Genomic DNA, 19862 nt, shown 5'->3' on the forward strand with positions numbered 1-19862 from the left:
TTACTACTCCTTATTGTCGGTTCTACTTCATGTCCGGCAAACGGGCCTCGCTCTTCACTTCCGTGAGGGCTACAGCTTCTGCCGGCACGACCACTTGCTGCTGGCGCAACAAGTCCCCCATCGCCGCACTTACCCGGTACATCGAGAACTCTTCGCTAAAGCGCACTTCGCTGTAGCGTCGGTTAGCAGTAAACAGTTCGTTTTCACTGTCCAGTAGGTCGAGCAGGGTGCGTTGGCCCAGGCCGAACTGTTGTTGGTAAGCCTCACGCACGCGTGAGGTGTAGTCGGCGTAATCGCGGGCCTTGGGGGTTTGCAGGCGGGCGTTTTCCATGGCATTCCAGGCCAGGGACAGGTTTTCATTGAGTACGCGCAGGGCGTTGTTGCGGATGTCCATCGATTCGTTGATCTGATGGGCGGTCGATTGCAAGCGCGCTTTGTCACGCATGCCGTTGAACAAGTTGTAATTCATGACGACAGCGGCGCGCCAGCCATTGTTGTGGCCTTCATCACCTTGAGTGTTGTTATCGGCATTGGTGGCTAGCTCAAGGTCCACGCGTGGGTAGAAGGTCGATTTGGCAACCTCGTATTGTTTTTCGGCCGCATGCACATCGGCCTGTGCGGATTTCAAAAAGGGGTTGTTACTTACAACTGCTTGCCGGGCTTCGCTGAGGCTTTCTGGTAATGAACCTTTCAGTGAGGCGGGGGAGACCAGCTCGTCAGGCATACGGCCCACGGCGCTGAAGAAGTTGGCTTCAGCGTCGGCTAGGTTTACCTGCTCGGTATAAAGGTTGTTCTCGGCCAGCGCCAAACGAGCTTCGGATTGATCGAGGTCTGCCGTACTGCCAACGCCTTGCTGGCTGCGCATACCTATTTGGTCATTGATGCGCAGGTGGGCTTGCAGGTTATTACGCGCCAGTTCGACCATTTCACGGCGCATCAGTAAATCCAGGTAAACCTCGACGGTTCGCAGCGCCAGGCTTTCTGAAGTGCCCAGCAGGCGATAGGCCCGCGAGTTCACCACCGCTTTGGTGCGTGCGACTTCATTGGGCGTATTAAAACCATCAAACAGCATCTGCCGCAGTCGTAGCTCGGAGGTGCCGTAATTAAGTGTCTCGGTGTTGTGATTGCCCAGGGCCCGGGTGCTTGGACTATCGGTATTTTCTCGGCCGTATCCCATCAGCAGGTCGACGGTGGGCAGATAACCACCCTTAGCAATATTCACTTCTTCGTCCGATGAAAGGCGGCTGTTAGCCCCTGCATGAACCTCAGGGTGGTTGTCCAGTGTGCTCTGGATGGCCTCCGATAAGGTGATGCCGTGTGCCTGGGTACAGACCGCTGCCAGCACGATACTGCTCCATAAAGGGTTGAGTGCGCGCATTGGATAATTCTCCTTTTTGAAATCCCTAAAGTGAGTCGCCAATAAAATGACTTATTTTTCTCATGAATAGCTTTGAGCCTGTAACTTCATAGCTAAGAACACTTTCAAGCGTAGCTAAGAAAAATTAGTTACAAGGTCTATAAGAAAAAATTCTTATACAGGCTGAGAAAAGCAGCACATTGTTCTCGTCCACAAGCCTTGCATTTCGTGCGTTGGGTCGAATTGTGAGTTTCTTAAAGTGGGTCAGATGCGAATAGGGGTGGGATTTCGCTGGTGCGTTGGGCGACGTGAGTCAGGATGACAGTTTTTTGTCGTTATTGTTTTTAGGTGTTACGTCGCTGTTGTCAGCCAGTGGTTTTGTTCTCTCCTTGAAGGGTATTTCGATCTTTTTGAGCATACGTGTCGGCGCTGGTCGGCAGCTGTAGTGAGGATGGAGTCATGGCTACTTTGATCGGTGTCGTCAGCCAAGTGATCGGCGAAGTCTATGCAGTAGCTGGCGACGGAACGCGTCGGCCACTCAGCGAAGGCGATCGAGTTTTTGCAGGGGAGCAAATCGTTACTGGTGCCGCGGGATCTATTGCGGTTGCCATGAGCAATGGACAGCAACTCACCTTAGGCCGCGACAGCAGCCTGAACCTCACCGAGCAAATGCTCGCAGGCCGTTATAACCAACAAGCCCCTACTGCTGAAACGTCTCCGGCTGAGCCAAGTGATGGCGACTTGACCGATGTTGAACGGTTGCAAGCCGCTATTGAGGCCGGCGTCGACCCAACTCTTGCTGGTGAAGCAACCGCTGCTGGCCCAGGCGCGGGTGCGGCCGGCGGTGCAGGTGCTGCGGGCGGTGGCCATTCTTTTGTATTGCTGGGCGAAACCGGCGGCGCGCTTGATCCAATCATTGGCTTCCCAACCGAAGGGCTGAACACTGGACCGGAGTTTCCAGATCCTGAGCCAGTGGTGAGTGATGAGGCTCCGGCAGATGAGCCGACTCCGCCTGACTTTACTCCTGAAATCGAGGTGATTTATTTCGATGGCCCTCCCGATGATGGTGAGGGTAATGAAGGCGGCGATCCAGGTGTAATAGCCGGGCCAGGAGTGGTCAGTGAGGCTGCCTTATCAAATGGCAGTACCCCCGGCAGCAATGCTGAGTTCACCTATGGCACTTTGGTCATTAATTCCCCAGATGGAATTTCCCGGATCGAAGTTCAGGGTGCTGACGGTGTATGGGTCAATGTACAGGGGGGCGGTACTGTCACCGGGGAGTACGGCACCTTGCAGTTTGATGCTGCGGGCAACTGGGTTTATATCCTCAACGACAATACCTTGGATCACAGTATCGACAATGCAACTGGCGCAGATGACCAAGTAGGTGAGAGCTTCCCGATCCGAGTTTTTGATAACGATGGTGATGTCTCACCAACGGTCAACTTGGATGTTGTTGTTTATGACGATGGACCTCTAGCTGGTACATCCACTTCAACCATCACGGTGGAAGAGGAGTCGGTGCCGGGCATCGGTGGTAATAACGAGCTAGGCGATGGTCTGTCCTACACGGTGACCAACGGCACCATCGTGGACAACGTGTCCTGGGGTGCGGATGGGTTTGGCAAGGTGACGGGTGTCAGTGGTAGTGGCCAGCCGGCGGCGGTACACAACGCAGGTGCTGGTACTTACACGATCAGTACTGCGGTCTACGAGCTGGTGGTGAATGAGAACGGCACTTACATCTTCACCCTGAAGGACAACCTGAGCCATCCGATAGGGAATGATGAGAACTGGATGGATCTACTGGCTGGTGGTTTCACCGTGACGGCAGTGGATGGTGATGGCGACCCGGTTTCGGGTGGCATCAATATCGATGTGAACGTGCAGGACGACGTGCCGGTACTGGGCCAGGGGGGTGGCGACTCGATTGACGTGGAAGAAGAGTCGGTACCGGGCATCGGTGGTAATAACGAGCTAGACGATGGTCTGTCCTACACGGTGACCAACGGCACCATCGTGGACAACGTGTCCTGGGGTGCGGATGGGTTTGGCAAGGTGACGGGTGTCAGTGGTAGTGGCCAGCCGGCGGCGGTACACAACGCAGGTGCTGGTACTTACACGATCAGTACTGCGGTCTACGAGCTGGTGGTGAATGAGAACGGCACTTACATCTTCACCCTGAAGGACAACCTGAGCCATCCGATAGGGAATGATGAGAACTGGATGGATCTACTGGCTGGTGGTTTCACCGTGACGGCAGTGGATGGTGATGGCGACCCGGTTTCGGGTGGCATCAATATCGATGTGAACGTGCAGGACGACGTGCCGGTACTGGGCCAGGGGGGTGGCGACTCGATTGACGTGGAAGAAGAGTCGGTACCGGGCATCGGTGGTAATAACGAGCTAGACGATGGTCTGTCCTACACGGTGACCAACGGCACCATCGTGGACAACGTGTCCTGGGGTGCGGATGGGTTTGGCAAGGTGACGGGTGTCAGTGGTAGTGGCCAGCCGGCGGCGGTACACAACGCAGGTGCTGGTACTTACACGATCAGTACTGCGGTCTACGAGCTGGTGGTGAATGAGAACGGCACTTACATCTTCACCCTGAAGGACAACCTGAGCCATCCGATAGGGAATGATGAGAACTGGATGGATCTACTGGCCGGTGGTTTCACCGTGACGGCAGTGGATGGTGATGGCGACCCGGTTGCGGGTGGCATCAATATCGATGTGAACGTGCAGGACGACGTGCCGGTGGCCAAGGACAACACCATCACCGTAACGGAAGGAGGTGTGCCACCGTTCAACCTGATTTTGGTGGTGGATACTTCGGGCAGCATGCTCTACAAGATCGGTACAAATAATCAGGGGTCACCCAACCGGCTGCAGCTGGCCAAGGCAGCCTTGGCCAGCATGATCGACAGTTACGCTGACCTTGGCGTGAATCTGGCGATCACGGTGATCGACTTCGCCACGGGGGCTCTGCTGATCCCGCAGACCACCGATCCGGATGTGGCCAAGGTCAATATCCAGAATTTGGCCACCGACGGCGGCAATACCAATTACAACGCACCGCTGGTGCTGGCGCAGAACCAGTTGACCAATGATTTGGTCAACTTACCTGACTACGAACATCGGGTGTACTTCCTGTCCGATGGGCAGCCCAATGTGGGCAACGTCCCGGCGGGCTGGACATCCTTTATCAATGCCAGTGGCGCCGAGGTGTATGCGGTTGGTCTCAATGTCAGCGGTAACGCAGGAGCGATCGCTCAGCTGGGACTGGTCGAAGATAATGGTGATCCCGTCACCCTGATCGATGACCCCTATGACCTCGATGCGACCCTGCAGGCCACTGTGCCGCAACCGGCCATGGGTAACGTGGTGACCGATGTTGATGCGGTGGATGGCGTCGACAGCGCGGGTGCGGATGGTCTGTTGACTGTGACCCAGATCAGCTTCGTTGCAGCCGATCCGTCGGCTTACGTCGCGGTGGCCGATAGCATCGTTGGCAATGTGGTGACCTTCCTGGTACAGGGCGGTACAACCGGGCCGATCAGCACGCCGCTCGGCGGCACCCTGGTGGTCAATGCCAATGGTTCCTACAGCTACACACCGCCCAACGATGTGCTGATCGATAGCCAGGAGGTCTTCACCTACACCATCGTTGACAACGATGGTGACCCCTCCAGTGCTGATCTGAATATCAACATTCTGGATACCAGCCCGATCATTGCCAATGTCTACGAAGATGGCTTGCCCAACGGCCTTCCGGATGTGGGCTCGAATGTCACTGTGGTAGATGGCAGTTTGGCTGCGGTGGTGGCTGATAGTGCTGGGGTGACCTTCAGTCTGGGCAGCACCAGCGGTTTGCCGGCGCTGACTGCGGATGGTGTGACCATCACCTACAGCGTGGCCGATGGGCCGACGTCCGATACCCTGACAGCCAAGGCGGGCACGGAAACCATCTTCACTCTGGTGTTGCAGGCCAATGGCAGTTACACCTTCAGCTTGCTGGGGGCCATCGACCATGCGTCGCCGAGCGGGGACGACCAGGAACTGAAAGATCTGGATCTTTCCAGTGTCATCGTGGCGAAGGAGGGCGTGACCAGTGTCCCACTGATTCGCGACTTCATTGTCCAGGTCGAGGATGATGTGCCGGTCATACTGGGTACCTCCAATTTGATGTATGTCAATGCCGCCAACAGCACCACTGGCGGTACCGGCATCTTTGAGTACCGGATTGGGGCGGACACGCGGGCTAGCTATTCGCTCAGCAACTCAGATTTCTCGTCGATCCTGTTGGCGGGAACAGTTGGTGTCGGCAGCATTAGCAACTCTTCGGTTACATGGGCTTCGGAGAGTGATGCTCAGGCGGTCTTCAATGTGTTCTTCAAATATGATGCGGATCCGATATCGAACACTAATGCGTTGAGTAATGCAGGTGGGACGCTGACCTTCGACAAGGCAGCTGGTACTTATACGTTGAAGTTGAATACCCCTCTGGAAGGTTACAGCTTCCTGAAGACCAGCGAGACTCAGTCCAAGGAGAGCTTCAATATTGTCGGAAACTCCGAATCTCAACCGGAAATCGTGGTTTCCAAGCTGGCGGATAATTTCTATGTGCGTTTTACCGGTGCCGAGGAGGTAGGGGGTAATCCTAAAGTCGATCTGAATACTAGTAGCGGTGATGCCACTCTGACGGCGGGTGAAATGTTTACGGCTAGTCAAGTATGGGTGAGTATCTCTGGTAACGAGAATGGTGTGGCCAGCGATACTTTGCAGGCGGGTGAGGTTCTGAATATGGACTTCTACACCACCAGCCCCGGAGACAGCCCCAACCCGGGGGCGGGTAATGCTAAGGCCAGTGTGATGTACCTCAAGCTGGGGCAGCTGGGCTCGACCGAGGACATGGTCGTCCTGCTCAAATTGATCAATCCACTGACCAATGTGACCACCACGCGTGTCGTGGTGGTGGGGGCCAATGATATTTATAGTTCTAACGAAGCCAACCCTTACGGCATCACCTTCACCGATGGAAGTGACGGTGTAGTGATAATCGAGGCCAACGACTATAACGCCGCAGGTGAGAATTACCTGATCTACGGTGCGCAGTTGCTGGTTTCGACCGAAGGGGTAAATGGTTCGGGTATCGATCTGAACCGTGATATTGGGGGGCTAGGTGGTTCGTCGGTACTGTCGAGTTTAATTATCTTCGCGGCCGATGCGGGAAATACAACCACTAGAACCGCTGATCGTGATGTGATCAAGGTGGTGGATTTAGGCCTTCTCAGTCCGCAGACTAGTACGCTCGACGCCAACCTGAACTTCAGTTTCACTCTGATTGACGCTGATGGTGATTTCACTAGCAGCCAGCAGCTGTCCGTGGACATCGTCAGTAGCGGTAGCCTAATTGGCGATGCCTCTGATCAGGTACTTCAAGCCACGGCTGGCAATAACCTGATAGATGGCAATGAAGGTGTCGATACTGCCAGTTACCTGCATTCAACCAGTGGCGTCACCGTCAGCTTGGCAATTGCCACCGCACAGGCTACTGGGGGATCTGGAAGTGACACTCTGAGCGATATAGAGAATCTGATTGGTTCCAACTACGCCGATAGTCTCACAGGTGACAGTCAGGACAATGTTCTTTGGGGGGAGGCTGGCAATGACATCCTCATCGGCGGGCCGGGTAACGACATTCTCATCGGCGGGCTGGGTAACGACATTCTCTCCGGTGGCGCGGTGGCGGATACTTTCCGCTGGTTGGCGGGCGACACTACGGGTGCCGACAAGGTGCTGGACTTCAATCTAAGCGAAGGCGACAAGCTCGATCTCACCCAGTTGCTGATTGGAGAGTCCTACAACGCAGGATCGCTGGATGATTTCCTTAGCTTCTCGGTAGTTGATAACAGCACCATTATTGCGGTTAGTCCTACAGCAGGCGGTGTTGCAACCACAACCATTGAATTGACTGGCTTTAATGCCGCTGTTGAGTACGGTGTGACTCCGGGCGGTGGCGGCATCATTTCTGGAGGTGCTGATACAGCCAGTGTCATCAATGGGCTGTTGGGAGATAACGTCTTGCAGGTAGTGTGATGTTAGGTTGGTAGCCACACTGAAGCCTGCAATCCTAAAAGGATTGCGGGCTTTTTCTTACTTGGCTTCCTGGTCTTGGGGGCTCATTCGGATGGCGGCTATGTCGCGGTTACAGCTGTTGTAGATATGCCACCACATCCGGTGCACCCGCCAGGCGCAGACCTTCGCCCAGCGCTGTGGCTTCGCTGGAATGTTTGGGTAGCAAGAGGAATTCCGGTGAGCCGGGGGAACCCAGCAGGGATAGGCGCGCATAGGGCAGACCGTTATCTAGCAGGAGTGCCATAAACGCCGGGTCGTTCCAGGCCGCGTTGGGCATGCCCAATACGTGATAGTGCCGCTGCAGATTGCTTATACCTTGCTCACTCAAACGATAATGGCTGAGTTCGGCCGGCAGGTTGACCTCTAGCTCGCGCCGGCGCGCGTAGGCAATGGCGCAGGCGAAGGCCTCACTATAATGCTCGCCGGCCCAGAATACCCGCTCGCCACGCCAGCTGGCTTGACGCAGGATGATGCGCTCACCCGCCAGAAAACGCGGCAGTGCTAGGCTGATGGCTTTGACGAAGTCCTTGTAACTGATGATACGTACCTGACGGCAGTACTCGCTTGAGGCGAAGGCTTCAAAGCTGGTGTAGCCCGCCTCCCGAGAATTACGGGACGATAAGCCGTCGATCATGCGCAGGTCGAAGGATGTCAGCTGTTGCTCTTGCGCTTCGATCACCCGCACCAGCATTGCGTGGGCTTGCGCCTTGTCTTCCTGAACTGGGCCGGAAAGTGCGCTGCGGGGGAGGTCTATCAGGCTGTGCAGCTGAGGGCCATCTTGCCAGCAGATACTGTCATGCAGTTGCTGCAGAGGGCTGAAGGGTAGGCGAAGTTGGCTAGCGCGTTGGAGTATCTGGCGTTGTCTACGACCAATTAGGCCTAGCCGTTGCGCCAAGGCGCCGAGGCGTGAGCCGAAGGTGGAAGGCTGCTCAGGCGAACTCATGGCCAGGTACGAACTCCAAAATCACCACAGCCAGTGTGGCAGAGCCCACTGGGCGCTGCACAAGCTTTATCGGTTGCGGCAACAGGTTTTTTGCCTAGCCGCTGTGCGACGTATGGCAAGATTACGGCAATCCGTTGCAAAGGTTCCTCCATGCCCAGTTTGGTGTTTGATATTGCGTTGTCGGCCGAGCGCCTACGGGTAGTCTACCAAGGACGTGCTAATCGTATATTGGTGAAAAGCCGTGATGGGCGGAATGTCAGTGTGCCGGCTCATCATTTTCGGTCATTCCTGACCCACAACGGCGTCTATGGTTGCTTTGAGCTGGAGTTCAGCGCAACCGGTGAGTTGCTTAGCCTGCGCCGCTTGGGCTGATAGCACTGTGCGCCTCGCCTATCAGGTGCGCAGCCGGCTATAATCGCGGCCTTTGTAACTTTATCGAGCTAAGCCTGCCCATGTATACCCTGGCCCGCGAGCTGCTGTTCAAACTTTCCCCTGAAGCCTCCCATGAACTGTCCATCGACTTGATCGGTGCTGGCGGTCGTCTGGGGCTTAACGGTTTACTGACCAAGAGCCCGGCCGCGCTGCCGGTCAAGGTGATGGGGCTGGAGTTTCCCAACCCTGTCGGTTTGGCTGCTGGCTTGGATAAGAACGGCGACGCCATCGATGGTTTCGCTCAGTTGGGCTTCGGTTTTGTGGAAATCGGCACCGTGACGCCACGCCCACAGCCAGGCAACCCCAAGCCGCGTCTGTTCCGCTTGCCTGAGGCCGAGGCGATCATTAATCGCATGGGCTTCAATAACCACGGCGTCGATCACCTGCTGGCACGAGTGCAGGCAGCCAAATACAAGGGCGTGCTAGGCATCAATATTGGCAAGAACTTCGATACCCCAGTCGAAAACGCCGTGGATGACTACCTGCTGTGTCTGGACAAGGTCTATCAACATGCCAGCTACGTCACCGTTAACGTCAGCTCGCCGAATACGCCGGGGCTGCGCAGCCTGCAGTTCGGCGACTCGCTCAAGCAACTGCTCGAAGCCTTGCGTAAGCGTCGGGAAGATCTGGCCGCGCAGTACGGGAAACGTGTGCCGCTGGCGATCAAGATCGCGCCGGATATGAGCGATGAAGAAACCATCGAAGTGGCCAATGCGCTGGTTGAAGCGGGTATGGATGCGGTGATCGCGACCAACACCACGCTGGGTCGCGAGGGTGTGCATGGCTTGGAGTGTGCGGATGAAGCAGGCGGATTGTCCGGCGCGCCAGTGCGTGAGAAGAGCACACATATCGTTCAGGTGTTGGCCAGCGAGTTGAAAGGCCGTCTGCCGATTATCGCAGTGGGCGGCATTACTGAAGGTAAGCATGCGGCTGAGAAGATCGCCGCCGGTGCCAGCCTGGTACAGATTTACTCCGGTTTTATCTACAAGGGCCCTGCATTGATCCGCGAAGCGGTTGATGCGATTGCGGCACTACCGAGCAAATCGTAGGCAATAAAAAAGGCCGGGAGCCATTTTTAACGTCACGTAGCGATGGCCTTGAGGGTAGCCGCGATGGATGTTAGGCAATAAAAAATTACCGGGAGGAATTTTTAACGTCGCGTAGCGACGGCCCGGAGTGTTGCCGCCATGGATGGCAGGCAATAAAAAGGGCTCCCTAAAGGAGCCCCTGGGCTCGCGCCCGCCGCTCGGATGGAGCGTGCTTGGTGAGTCGGTAGGTTCCTTTATCAGCCGACAGCGTGAAGTTCGTTGAGTCGATGGATGCCGGCGGTGCCGGTCATGCCGTCCCAGTTGTCACCTCGGCCTTCGCGCCAGCCGTTCAACCAGGCTTGGCGCACAGAGGGGAGGGTGAAGGGGCAGAGTTCGCGGGATTTACCACTAATGCCGTACTGATAACCGCGCAAAAAAGCTCTTTCTAATGGATCACGCTTAAGTCTTCTCATAGGGTGAAGCCCTCAATGTTGACTGTTATATCCTTTAGACCTTGTCGCAAGGTCAGGCAGAGAAAGTTCTGCCTACGGAGTTCGCTGCCGGCGTCGCGAGCCTCCTTGCCATCACCGTTGCAGTGCTGGCCTGGGATGATTTCTAACCAATGCGCGAGTGCCTGTGAATGATCATTTCGTCATAAGGCCGTAACATTTTTGAGGTGCATGCAATAAGAGCTGCGTTAAACGCTCGGCTTTTTTGCTGTAACGCCTATGCTGTGGGCGTATGCACAGGGTGTGCTGGTGTTGTGCTATCGCGAATGGATTGCGATTGAGACTGTTGTTTATTCCGACGAAGGGTCGCTTTGGGCGCTTTGTCACTTATTTTGGCTGCGCTGATTAATTGGCGCGGCGCTTTTTGCCTTAGGCACTGGAAATTCTCATGTCGGATCGTTACGAACTCTTCCTTACTTGCCCCAAGGGCCTTGAAGGCCTGCTGCTTGAAGAAGCCAGCGCGCTTGGTTTAGAAGAGGCGCGTGAACACACCTCGGCCATTCGTGGCATGGCTGACATGGAAACTGCCTATCGGTTGTGCTTGTGGTCGCGCTTGGCCAACCGTGTGCTGTTGGTGATCAAACGCTACAACGTGCAAGACGCCCAGAGCCTCTACGAGGGTGTGTTGGAGGTCGACTGGTTCGAGCACCTAGAATCCACCGGCAGCTTGGCCGTGGAGTTCAGCGGTAATGGCTCGGGCATCGATAACACCCATTTCGGTGCGTTGAAGGTCAAGGATGGCATCGTCGATAAGCTGCGCCTGAAAGACGGTACGCGGCCCTCAGTAGACAAGCTCAACCCGGACCTGCGCATTCACCTGCGCCTGGACCGCGGTGAGGCCATTCTCTCCCTCGACCTGTCCGGCCACAGCTTGCACCAGCGCGGTTATCGCCTGCAGCAAGGTGCTGCACCGCTCAAGGAAAACCTCGCCGCTGCCGTGTTGATTCGTGCCGGTTGGCCGCGTATTGCGGCTGAAGGCGGCGCGCTGGCTGACCCGATGTGTGGTGTCGGCACCTTCCTCGTTGAAGCGGCGATGATCGCCGCCGATATCGCGCCAAACATGACCCGTGAGCAATGGGGCTTCAGCAAATGGCTGGGCCACGTGCCGGCTTTGTGGAAGAAAGTGCATGCCGAGGCCGAAGAGCGCGCAGCCGCAGGTATGGCTAAACCACCGTTGTGGATTCGCGGCTACGAGGCCGACCCACGGCTGATTCAGCCGGCGCGCAACAACATCGAACGCGCAGGCATGAGCGATTGGGTCAAGGTCTATCAGGGCGAGGTGGCGACCTTCGAGCCGCGCCCGGATCAAAACCAGAAAGGCTTGGTGATCTGCAACCCACCCTACGGTGAGCGCCTGGGTGATGAAGCCAGCCTGCTGTACCTCTACCAGAACCTCGGCGAGCGTCTGCGTCAGGCTTGCATGGGCTGGGAAGCGGCGGTGTTTACCGGCGCGCCGGACCTGGGCAAGCGCATGGGTATTCGCAGCCACAAGCAATACGCCTTCTGGAACGGTGCGTTGCCGTGCAAATTGCTACTGATCAAGGTGCAGCCCGAGCAGTTTGTAACCGGCGAGCGCCGCACGCCTGAGCAGCGTGAACGTGAGCGTGAACAGGCTGAAGCCGACAAGGCACCGCTGGAGCCAATCGAGCGTCAGTACAACAAAAACGGTAACCCGATCAAACCCGCGCCGGCACCGGCTCCAGTGGTTGAGCAGGCGCGCCTGAGCGAAGGTGGGCAGATGCTTGCCAACCGCTTGCAAAAGAACCTCAAGCAGCTGGGTAAGTGGGCGCGTAAGGAAGGCGTTGAGTGCTATCGCTTGTACGATGCCGATATGCCGGAATATTCCATGGCGGTGGATTTGTATGGCGATTGGGTGCATGTGCAGGAATATGCCGCGCCCAAGTCGATTGACCCTGAGAAAGCCAAAGCGCGCATGTTCGATGCCATCGCCGCGATTCCGCAAGCGTTGGGCGTCGACAAGAACAAGGTGGTGATCAAGCGCCGTGAGCGCCAGAGCGGCACCAAGCAGTACCAGCGCCAGGCCACCCAAGGCCAGTTTCTGGAAGTCAGCGAGGGCGGGGTAAAGCTACTGGTCAACCTCACCGATTACCTGGATACCGGCCTGTTCCTCGATCACCGCCCGCTGCGCCTGCGGATTCAAAAAGAGGCTGCTGGTAAGCGCTTCCTCAACCTGTTCTGCTACACCGCCACCGCGACTGTGCATGCGGCCAAAGGCGGTGCGCGTACCACCACCAGCGTTGACCTGTCGAAAACCTATTTGGATTGGGCGCGGCGCAACCTGTCGCTCAATGGCTACTCGGACAAGAACAAGCTGGAACAGGGCGATGTGATGGCCTGGCTGGCCGAAGACCGTGGCGAATACGAGCTGATCTTTATCGATCCGCCGACCTTCTCCAACTCCAAGCGCATGGAAGGCATCTTCGATATCCAGCGTGACCATGTGCAGATGCTCGACCTGGCCATGGCCCGTCTGACCAAGGACGGCGTGCTGTATTTCTCCAACAACTTCCGCAAGTTTGAGCTCGATGCGAGCCTGGCGGCGCGTTATCAGGTTGAAGACATCAGCGCATCGACCCTCGACCCTGATTTTGCCCGCAACCCGAAAATCCACCGCGCCTGGCGTTTTAGCCTGCGCGGCTGATGCTTGCGCACGCATGTAGGGCGGACATGGCGAAGCCTTGTCCGCCTCGATCCTGGATCAGAACTTATTGCGGATCAGATCACGCAAGGCGAAGCGATTCGGATGGCAGGCCTGCGCCACATCGGCGGGCACTGGCAAGGGTTCATCGTTGAGCCAGGCGGCGATCAGCTCGCCCGACAGTGGCGCGGTGATCAACCCGCGTGAGCCATGCCCGCTGTTGATATACAAGCCGTCGAGCCAGGGGCAGGGCGTATTCGGCACTTGGCGAGCATCCTTGCTCAGCACCGCATAAGCCTCGGCGAAAGCAGCTGTGTCGGCCAGTGGGCCGACAATTGGCAGGTAGTCCGGGCTGGTACAGCGAAACGCGGCGCGGCCTTGCAGTTGTTCGGGGTTGAGAGCTTCAGTATTTAGCGCGTGGGAAAGCGCGGGCGAAATTTCTGCCAATAGCTGCAGGTTACTCGCATGATCGGCGCTGCTGAGCGTCAGATCGTCACTGTTGAAATCAAAACTCGCCCCCAGAGTATGTTCATCCTGACGTACTGGCGCGACATAACCTTCGGCGCACACCACGGTGCTTAATGCGCGGCTGGCCGCCGTGGCCGGTAAGCGGCTGATCTGCCCGCGGATGCGTTTCAGCGGCAGGCCTGCACTCTGACTGAAACCCTTGATCTCGGCGGCGCTGGCCAGTACCACCACGCTGACACTGGCCAGCAGCTGATCGCCATTCCATGCCTGCCAGCTATCACCGTTACGGCGCAGTTCCAGCGCCTCCTGATGCAGTTGCAGCTGGATTGCCGGCTGCTGGCTAAGCAGCGCACACAGTGCTGGCGGGTGCGCCCAACCGGCTTCTGGATAGAACAGGCCACCGGCGGGCAGGGTGATGCCGGCTTTGGTTTCGGCGGCGCTGCGGTCCAGGTTCGTCAGCAGGTCGGCCGGAAAAGCCGCCGCCAGCTGCATTTGGCGCTGCACTTCTTTGGCGTCGAAGGCCAGTTGCAGCACGCCGCAGTTATCCCAGTCTGTGCCTTTATGCAGGCGCTCCAGTAGCCGGCGGGTATGGCCATAGCCGCTGACGATCAGGCGTGACAGCGTGGTGTGATGGGCCGAAAGCTTGAGATAAAGTACGCCTTGTGGGTTGCCTGAGGCTTCCTGGGCGATGGCGGCATGCCGTTCTAACAAGGTGACCTGCCAGCCGCGCTGGGCCAGGCTGGCGGCAGTGGCACAACCGGCCAGCCCTGCGCCGATCACCAATGCAGTGCGTGCGCCAACCGGCTGCGGCGGGCGGGCAAACCAGGGTTTTTCTGCCGCTGTCGGCTCTCCAATAAAGCTGCCCTTGAGCACTTCCCATTTTTTTCCCAGGCCCGGTACGCGCTTCATTTTGAAGCCGGCATCGTTCAGCCGGCGGCGCACATAACCGGTGCTGGTAAAGGTGCCCAGAGTGGTGCTGGCGTGGGACAGTCTGGCCAGCTCAGCAAACAGTTCTGGCGTCCACATATCCGGATTTTTCGCAGGCGCAAAGCCGTCGAGGAACCAGGCGTCTACCTTGGCATCCAGTTGCTCGAATAGCTCCAGCGCATCGCCAATCAACAGAGTCAGGGTTATACGCCCGCCCGCAAAAACCAGGCGCTGCAAGCCAGGGTGCAACGCCACATATTGCGCCAGCAACTGCTCGGCGTAAGGCGTAAGTTCTGGCCACAGCGCCAGCGCACGGTGCAGGTCGGTTTTGTTTAACGGGTATTTTTCCACGCTGACAAAGTGCAGGCGTGCGCCCGCCATAGCGTGCTCATCAAACAGCTGCCAGGTACAGAGGAAATTCAGCCCGGTACCGAAGCCGGTTTCGCCAATGACCAAGTGCTGATCGGCCGTCAGCGCGGCGAAGCGTTCTGGTAATTGGTTGTTGGCGAGAAACACATAACGGGTTTCGGCCAGCGCGTTTTCGTTAGAGAAATACACGTCGGCAAATAGGCTGGACAGCGGTTGGCCCTGCTCATCCCACTCAAGGCGGGCTTGCTGGGTTGCGGTATCAGGTGTGGAGGGCATGTGCGGCTCGGTCACGGGTAGTCGATGGCAACGATGTACCAAGTCTTCTCGCCGGTTGGGGTTTGCACCCGCACTTCGGCGTCGAGGCTTTTGCCGATCAGGGCGCGGGCCAGGGGGGAGTCGATGCTGATTAGGTTGTTTTTCAGGTCCAGCTCGTCCGGGCCGATGATACGGTAGCGCGACTCGTTGCCGTCCTCATCCTCCAGGGTGACCCAGGCGCCGAAGTAGACTTTATCCGGATCACTGGGCCGGGCGCTGACGACCTTGAGGTTTTCTAAGCGTTTGGTTAGGAAACGTACGCGGCTGTCGATTTCGCGCAGCATCTTCTTGCCGTAGGTGTATTCGGCGTTCTCCGAGCGATCCCCTTGCGCGGCAGCTTCGCTGACCGATTGGGTGACTTGGGGGCGGCGTACATGCCAGAGCTCGTGCAGCTCGGCGCGCATGCGGGCCTCGCCCTCAGGCGTGATGAGAGCAGTGCCGGCGGAGCGGGGTGGGCGGTAGCGACTCATAAGAACCTATGCAACGTCTGCTGCGCGTCAGAGCCCTGTTGCGTTAAAAACAGGCGTTCAGGCGGCTGAGAAAAGTAGTGCGCGAGTTTATCAGCCCTCGCGCAGCACCGTCAGCGGGCTGATGTTGAGCGCCCGACGAGTACCGAGCACGCCTGCCGTACCTACCAGCAGCGCACCGATCAATGGCAGCAACAGCAGCCAGGGGTGCGGCTGCCAGGCGAGGTCGAAGGCAAAGCGATAGAGCAGGAAGCTGATCAGCTCACAACCAAAGGCTGCCAACAGCCCGCTGGAGGCGCCGAGCAGGCCGAATTCGGCGCGGCGTGCCTTGATCAGCAGCTTGCGTTCCGCGCCCAGCGCGCGCAATAGAGCGCCCTGGCGGATGCGTTCATCCAGGGTCGCTTGCAGGCCCGCGAACAGCACGGCAAGGCCGGCCGCCAGCACGAACAGTAGGACGAACTCGATGGCCAAAGTGACCTGGGCGAGGATGCTGCGCAGTTGTTCCAGCAGCGCCTCGACCTGCAGCAAGGTCACAGCTGGGAAAGCGCGCGACAGGTCGACCAGTTGTTTCTCGTACTGCGGCGGTAGGTAGAAGCTGGTCAGGTAGGTGACCGGCAGATCCTGCAGGGTGCCAGGCTGGAAGATCATGTAGAAGTTGGGTTGAAAGTTATTCCAGTCAACTTCACGCAGGCTACTGACCACCGCATCGCGGTTAAGGCCGCCAACACTGAAGCTCAGGCGGTCGCCCAGCTTCAATTGCAGGCTTTCGGCCAGCTCGGATTCCACCGATACGCCCGGCAATTCGCTGGTATTGGCATCTGTCCACCAGTTTCCGGCGATGAGTTTGTTGTCTGCCGGCAAATCGGCAGCCCAGGTCAGGCTTAGGTCACGACGAATCGCCCGCTCACCTTGGGATTCCTTGCTGACGATCTGCCGTACCGGCTCGCCATTGATCATCACCAGTCGGCCTGGCACCACGGGGAACAATGGCGCGGGGTGCGGTGATAGTTCATTAAGACGAGCGGCGAAGGCGTCCTTGTCTGCCGGCAGGATATTCAGGGCGAAGTGGTTTGGCGCATTTTCGGGTAACTGATCCTGCCAGGTGTCGAGCAGCTCGCCACGCAGCAAGGCGATCAGCGCCATGGCCAGAATGATCAGGCCGAAAGCCAGCGATTGCCCGGCTGCCGCGAGTGGGTGGCGCAGCAATTGGCCCAGGCCCAACCGCCAGGGCAGCGAAGCACCGGCCAGCATGCGGCGCAGGCTCTGCAGGCCGAGCAGCAGTAATCCGCCCAGCAACAGCGCGGTTACAAGGCCGCCGCCGAGCAGGGCGAAGGTCAGCTGCAGGTCGAGGCTCAAGCGCCACATGATCAGGCCCAGCGCTAACAAAGCTGCGCCGTACACTAGCCAGGAGCTGGCCGGCACAGGCAGCAGATCGCGGCGCAGGACTCGCAACGGCGGCACACGGCCGAGTGCGGCCAGTGGCGGCAAGGCGAAGCCGGCGAGGGCGACCAGTCCTGTAGCCATACCGGCTAGCGCGGGCCACAGGCCGCCGGGTGGGATTTGCGCTGGGAGCAGGTCCTGCAGCAGGTTGAACAGCGCCAGCTGAGCCAGCCAGCCCAGCAATGCGCCGATCAGGCTGGCGGTGATGCCCAGTAGCGCCAGCTGCAGGCTGAACAGACCGAGCGCCTGGTTACGTGACAGGCCCAGGCAGCGCAGCAGTGCGCTGGCATCGAAACGTCTGGCGGCAAAGCGTGCCGCCGACAAGGCCACTGCAACCCCGGCCAGCAGTACGGCGGCCAGGCTGGCAAGGTTCAGATAACGTTCGGCGCGGCCCAGGGCGCTGCCAACCTGGCGATTGCCATCTTTGGCATCTTCCAGGCGCTGGTTGGGTGCAAGGGTGATGCCCTGGCGATACTGCGCCAATGCATCAGCCTCACCGCGCCACAGTTCCTGATAGCGCACGCGGCTGCCCGGCTGCACCACGCCAGTGGCGGCCAGGTCATCCAGGTGCATCAGCAGGTGCGGGGTCAGGCTGTAGAAGTCGCCGGCTTCGTCGGGCAGAAAGGTCAGCACGCGGGTCAGGCGCAGGGTTTTCGCGCCGACCTCGACGCTGTCGCGGGGTTTGAGGTCGAGGGCGACAAACAGGCGGGCTTCTGCCCAGGCTTCGCCGGGCTGTGGGCCAGCGCCGGCTTGTTCGACGTCATACAGCGCGGCGGCACTCTTCAGTTCACCACGCAGAGGATAAGCGCTATCCGCTGCTTTGATGCTGGCCAGCTGGATACCCGCGTCGCTGGCGACCACGCTGGAAAACTCCACCAGCTGGGCATGCTCCAGCCCCAGCTGCTTGCCACTGCTGATCTGCTCAGGGGCGCTGGGCGAGCTGCCCGTCAGGCGCAAGTCAGCAGCGAGAAATTCGGTGGCGCGCAGCAGCATGCCGTCGTTCAGGCGCGCGCTGAAATAGCCGATGGCCGTGCTGGCGGCGACCGCGATCAGCAGGGCGAAAAACAGCACACGCAGTTCGCCGGCACGGGCGTCGCGCAGTAACTGACGGCTGGCGAGGGAAAGCAGGCGGGTAAACGGCAGATGATTCATCAGGGTTCCACGTGGTCGACCAGATGGCCGCCTTCCAGACGGATCAGGCGTTGGCAGCGATGAGCCAAGCGCTCGTCATGGGTGACCAGTACCAGGGTCGCGCCGCGTTCCTTGTTCAGTTCGAACAGCAGGTCGCTGATGCGCTCGCCGGTGTGGCTGTCGAGGTTGCCGGTGGGCTCGTCGGCAAACAGCACCGCAGGCTCGGCGGCAAATGCGCGGGCGATGGCCACGCGTTGCTGTTCACCGCCTGATAGCTGGCGTGGGTAATGGGTCAGGCGTTGACCCAGGCCGACACGGTCGAGCAGGGTGCGGGCGCGGTGGCGGGCATCGGTACGGCCTTCAAGCTCCAGTGGCAGCATGACGTTTTCCAGGGCATTCAAGCTGTCGAGCAGCTGGAAGGACTGAAAGACAAAGCCGACGTGTTCAGCGCGAACGCGCGCGCGCTGATCTTCATCGAGGCTGGCCAGGTCGTTGCCGGCCAGTACCACGCTGCCGCTACTGGGTAGGTCGAGCCCGGCGAGCAAGCCGAGCAAGGTGGATTTGCCCGAGCCGGAGCTGCCGACAATCGCCAGGCTGTCACCGGATACCAGCTCCAGTGACAGATCATGGAGTATGGTTAGCTCGCCTTCCGTGCTGGGGACCACTTTGCTAAGGTTTCGCGCGGTGAGAATACTTGAGCTCATGGAGAATCCAATGCGTAAGTGGTTTATCGGTACTGCCCTGAGCCTGCTGCTGTGGGGGCCTGCGGCGTTCGCGGGTACCGTACTGGTCGTGGGCGATAGTATCAGCGCAGCTTTTGGCCTGGATACCCAACAGGGTTGGGTCGCCTTGCTAGAAAAACGCTTGGCGCAAGAGGGGTTTGACCATCAGGTGGTCAATGCTTCGATCAGTGGTGATACCAGCGCAGGCGGCGCCGCACGGCTGCCTGCGCTACTTGCAGAGCATCAGCCGGAGCTGGTGATTATCGAGCTGGGAGGCAACGATGGCCTACGTGGTCAGCCCCCTGCGCAATTGCAACAAAACCTTGCGGCCATGGTGCAAGCCTCGCAGCAAAAAGGTGCCAAGGTGCTGATCCTTGGCATGCAGCTACCGCCTAATTACGGGGTGCGTTACACCACAGCGTTTGCTGAGGTGTTCCCCAAGGTGGCGCAAGAGTTCGACACCGCCTTGGTGTCGTTCGTGCTGGAGGGCGTGGGTGGCGTGCCTTCTATGATGCAAAGCGATGGGATTCACCCTAATGCTGAGGCGCAGCCCAAGCTGTTGGACAATGTGTGGCCGCGGCTAAAACCTTTGCTCTGAGAGGCTTTTCTGTACGGTGCCTTTCGGCTAATGTGGCGCCCCCGCACTGGAGCCCTCAATGCCGCGTCCTGCCTGGTCTTTGCATGCCTACCAACTGATCGAACCTGACGAGCAGCTCGACTTGTTCGCCTGCCGAGAAGTGCGCGTGCACCTGCTCGCGCGTCAGCTTGAGTTGGGCGAATTCGCCGACCGCACGTTGTGCGGCGGTTTGCTGCCGGCGCAGCCGTTATGGCGTGATCTGAACAAAACCATGCTGCGCGATAAACGCTTGTGCCCAGCTTGCCGGGCGAGGCTTGATGCGCAGAAACGTGGTGATCGTCCGGCATTGCTGGGCTGTTGAGCTATCCCGGCGATTG

12 protein-coding genes and 1 pseudogene are annotated in these 19862 nt (G+C 58.5%); 6 read left to right on the top strand and 7 right to left on the bottom strand.

All coding sequences use genetic code 11. The annotated features are described in order from the left end of the window. Window positions 1-22 precede the first annotated feature (22 nt). Entirely contained in the window at window positions 23-1378 is a 1356-nt protein-coding gene (locus AC0J6G_RS05960; protein ID WP_475252168.1) for a TolC family outer membrane protein, read from the bottom strand. Between the two features lie 438 nt (window positions 1379-1816). On the opposite strand from AC0J6G_RS05960, the pseudogene AC0J6G_RS05965 reads away from it, so the two are divergent. Further along, window positions 1817-7435 (top strand): annotated as a pseudogene (locus AC0J6G_RS05965) (retention module-containing protein); the annotation flags it as partial. 133 nt (window positions 7436-7568) lie between these two features. On the opposite strand, the gene AC0J6G_RS05970 reads toward AC0J6G_RS05965, so the two are convergent. Next, a complete protein-coding gene (locus AC0J6G_RS05970) occupies window positions 7569-8441 on the bottom strand; it encodes a DUF6685 family protein (RefSeq protein WP_475252170.1) in 873 nt (290 codons plus the stop codon). 150 nt (window positions 8442-8591) lie between these two features. Between AC0J6G_RS05970 and AC0J6G_RS05975 the strand changes: the two genes are divergently transcribed. Both AC0J6G_RS05975 and AC0J6G_RS05980 read left to right on the top strand, forming a co-directional pair. After that, window positions 8592-8813, top strand: a complete 222-nt coding sequence (locus AC0J6G_RS05975) for a DUF2835 domain-containing protein (RefSeq protein ID WP_475252172.1) — start codon at window positions 8592-8594, stop codon at window positions 8811-8813. Between the two features lie 80 nt (window positions 8814-8893). After that, window positions 8894-9922 carry a quinone-dependent dihydroorotate dehydrogenase gene (locus tag AC0J6G_RS05980; protein WP_475252174.1) on the top strand — a complete coding sequence of 343 codons (1029 nt, stop codon included), beginning with the start codon at window positions 8894-8896 and terminating at the stop codon, window positions 9920-9922. Between the two features lie 236 nt (window positions 9923-10158). Here the strand turns inward: AC0J6G_RS05980 and rmf are convergent, their stop codons facing one another. Further along, the gene (gene rmf, locus AC0J6G_RS05985) at window positions 10159-10374 is read right to left on the bottom strand and encodes a ribosome modulation factor (protein ID WP_090255928.1); all 216 of its coding nucleotides are present in this window, start codon (window positions 10372-10374) and stop codon (window positions 10159-10161) included. A gap of 424 nt (window positions 10375-10798) precedes the next feature. On the opposite strand from rmf, the gene rlmKL reads away from it, so the two are divergent. Further along, entirely contained in the window at window positions 10799-13072 is a 2274-nt protein-coding gene (gene rlmKL, locus AC0J6G_RS05990) for a bifunctional 23S rRNA (guanine(2069)-N(7))-methyltransferase RlmK/23S rRNA (guanine(2445)-N(2))-methyltransferase RlmL (protein WP_475252177.1), read from the top strand. Window positions 13073-13129: 57 nt separating this feature from the next. Here the strand turns inward: rlmKL and mnmC are convergent, their stop codons facing one another. The 4 genes from mnmC to AC0J6G_RS06010 form a co-directional block, all read right to left on the bottom strand. After that, window positions 13130-15109, bottom strand: a complete 1980-nt coding sequence (gene mnmC, locus AC0J6G_RS05995; RefSeq protein WP_475252179.1) for a bifunctional tRNA (5-methylaminomethyl-2-thiouridine)(34)-methyltransferase MnmC2/FAD-dependent 5-carboxymethylaminomethyl-2-thiouridine(34) oxidoreductase MnmC1 — start codon at window positions 15107-15109, stop codon at window positions 13130-13132. Window positions 15110-15120: 11 nt separating this feature from the next. After that, window positions 15121-15618 (bottom strand): transcription elongation factor GreB, encoded by a 498-nt coding sequence (gene greB, locus AC0J6G_RS06000; protein ID WP_475252181.1) that lies wholly within the window; start codon window positions 15616-15618, stop codon window positions 15121-15123. A gap of 90 nt (window positions 15619-15708) precedes the next feature. Then, window positions 15709-18207: an ABC transporter permease gene (locus tag AC0J6G_RS06005; RefSeq protein ID WP_475252183.1), complete on the bottom strand. Its 2499-nt coding sequence runs from the start codon at window positions 18205-18207 to the stop codon at window positions 15709-15711. Continuing rightward, a complete protein-coding gene (locus tag AC0J6G_RS06010; protein ID WP_475252185.1) occupies window positions 18207-18890 on the bottom strand; it encodes an ABC transporter ATP-binding protein in 684 nt (227 codons plus the stop codon). The genes AC0J6G_RS06005 and AC0J6G_RS06010 overlap by 1 nt, the downstream gene beginning before the upstream one ends. 10 nt (window positions 18891-18900) lie before the next feature. Here AC0J6G_RS06010 and AC0J6G_RS06015 point away from each other — a divergent pair, with 10 nt between their 5' ends. After that, the gene (locus AC0J6G_RS06015) at window positions 18901-19506 is read left to right on the top strand and encodes an arylesterase (protein WP_475252187.1); all 606 of its coding nucleotides are present in this window, start codon (window positions 18901-18903) and stop codon (window positions 19504-19506) included. A gap of 58 nt (window positions 19507-19564) precedes the next feature. Next, a complete protein-coding gene (locus AC0J6G_RS06020) occupies window positions 19565-19846 on the top strand; it encodes a hypothetical protein (RefSeq protein WP_475252189.1) in 282 nt (93 codons plus the stop codon). The last annotated feature ends 16 nt before the right edge of the window (window positions 19847-19862 follow it).

This window comes from Pseudomonas sp. TS_SC_3, assembly GCF_056156225.1.

Bases quoted from the DNA above. Each gene is read 5' to 3' on its own strand.
- greB (WP_475252181.1), bottom strand. From the start codon at position 15,618: ATGAGTCGCTACCGCCCACCCCGCTCCGCCGGCACTGCTCTCATCACG.
- AC0J6G_RS06015 (WP_475252187.1), top strand. From the start codon at position 18,901: ATGCGTAAGTGGTTTATCGGTACTGCCCTGAGCCTGCTGCTGTGGGGG.
- AC0J6G_RS05970 (WP_475252170.1), bottom strand. From the start codon at position 8,441: ATGAGTTCGCCTGAGCAGCCTTCCACCTTCGGCTCACGCCTCGGCGCC.
- rlmKL (WP_475252177.1), top strand. From the start codon at position 10,799: ATGTCGGATCGTTACGAACTCTTCCTTACTTGCCCCAAGGGCCTTGAA.
- AC0J6G_RS06010 (WP_475252185.1), bottom strand. From the start codon at position 18,890: ATGAGCTCAAGTATTCTCACCGCGCGAAACCTTAGCAAAGTGGTCCCC.
- AC0J6G_RS06005 (WP_475252183.1), bottom strand. From the start codon at position 18,207: ATGAATCATCTGCCGTTTACCCGCCTGCTTTCCCTCGCCAGCCGTCAG.
- mnmC (WP_475252179.1), bottom strand. From the start codon at position 15,109: ATGCCCTCCACACCTGATACCGCAACCCAGCAAGCCCGCCTTGAGTGG.
- AC0J6G_RS05960 (WP_475252168.1), bottom strand. From the start codon at position 1,378: ATGCGCGCACTCAACCCTTTATGGAGCAGTATCGTGCTGGCAGCGGTC.
- AC0J6G_RS05975 (WP_475252172.1), top strand. From the start codon at position 8,592: ATGCCCAGTTTGGTGTTTGATATTGCGTTGTCGGCCGAGCGCCTACGG.
- rmf (WP_090255928.1), bottom strand. From the start codon at position 10,374: ATGAGAAGACTTAAGCGTGATCCATTAGAAAGAGCTTTTTTGCGCGGT.
- AC0J6G_RS05980 (WP_475252174.1), top strand. From the start codon at position 8,894: ATGTATACCCTGGCCCGCGAGCTGCTGTTCAAACTTTCCCCTGAAGCC.
- AC0J6G_RS06020 (WP_475252189.1), top strand. From the start codon at position 19,565: ATGCCGCGTCCTGCCTGGTCTTTGCATGCCTACCAACTGATCGAACCT.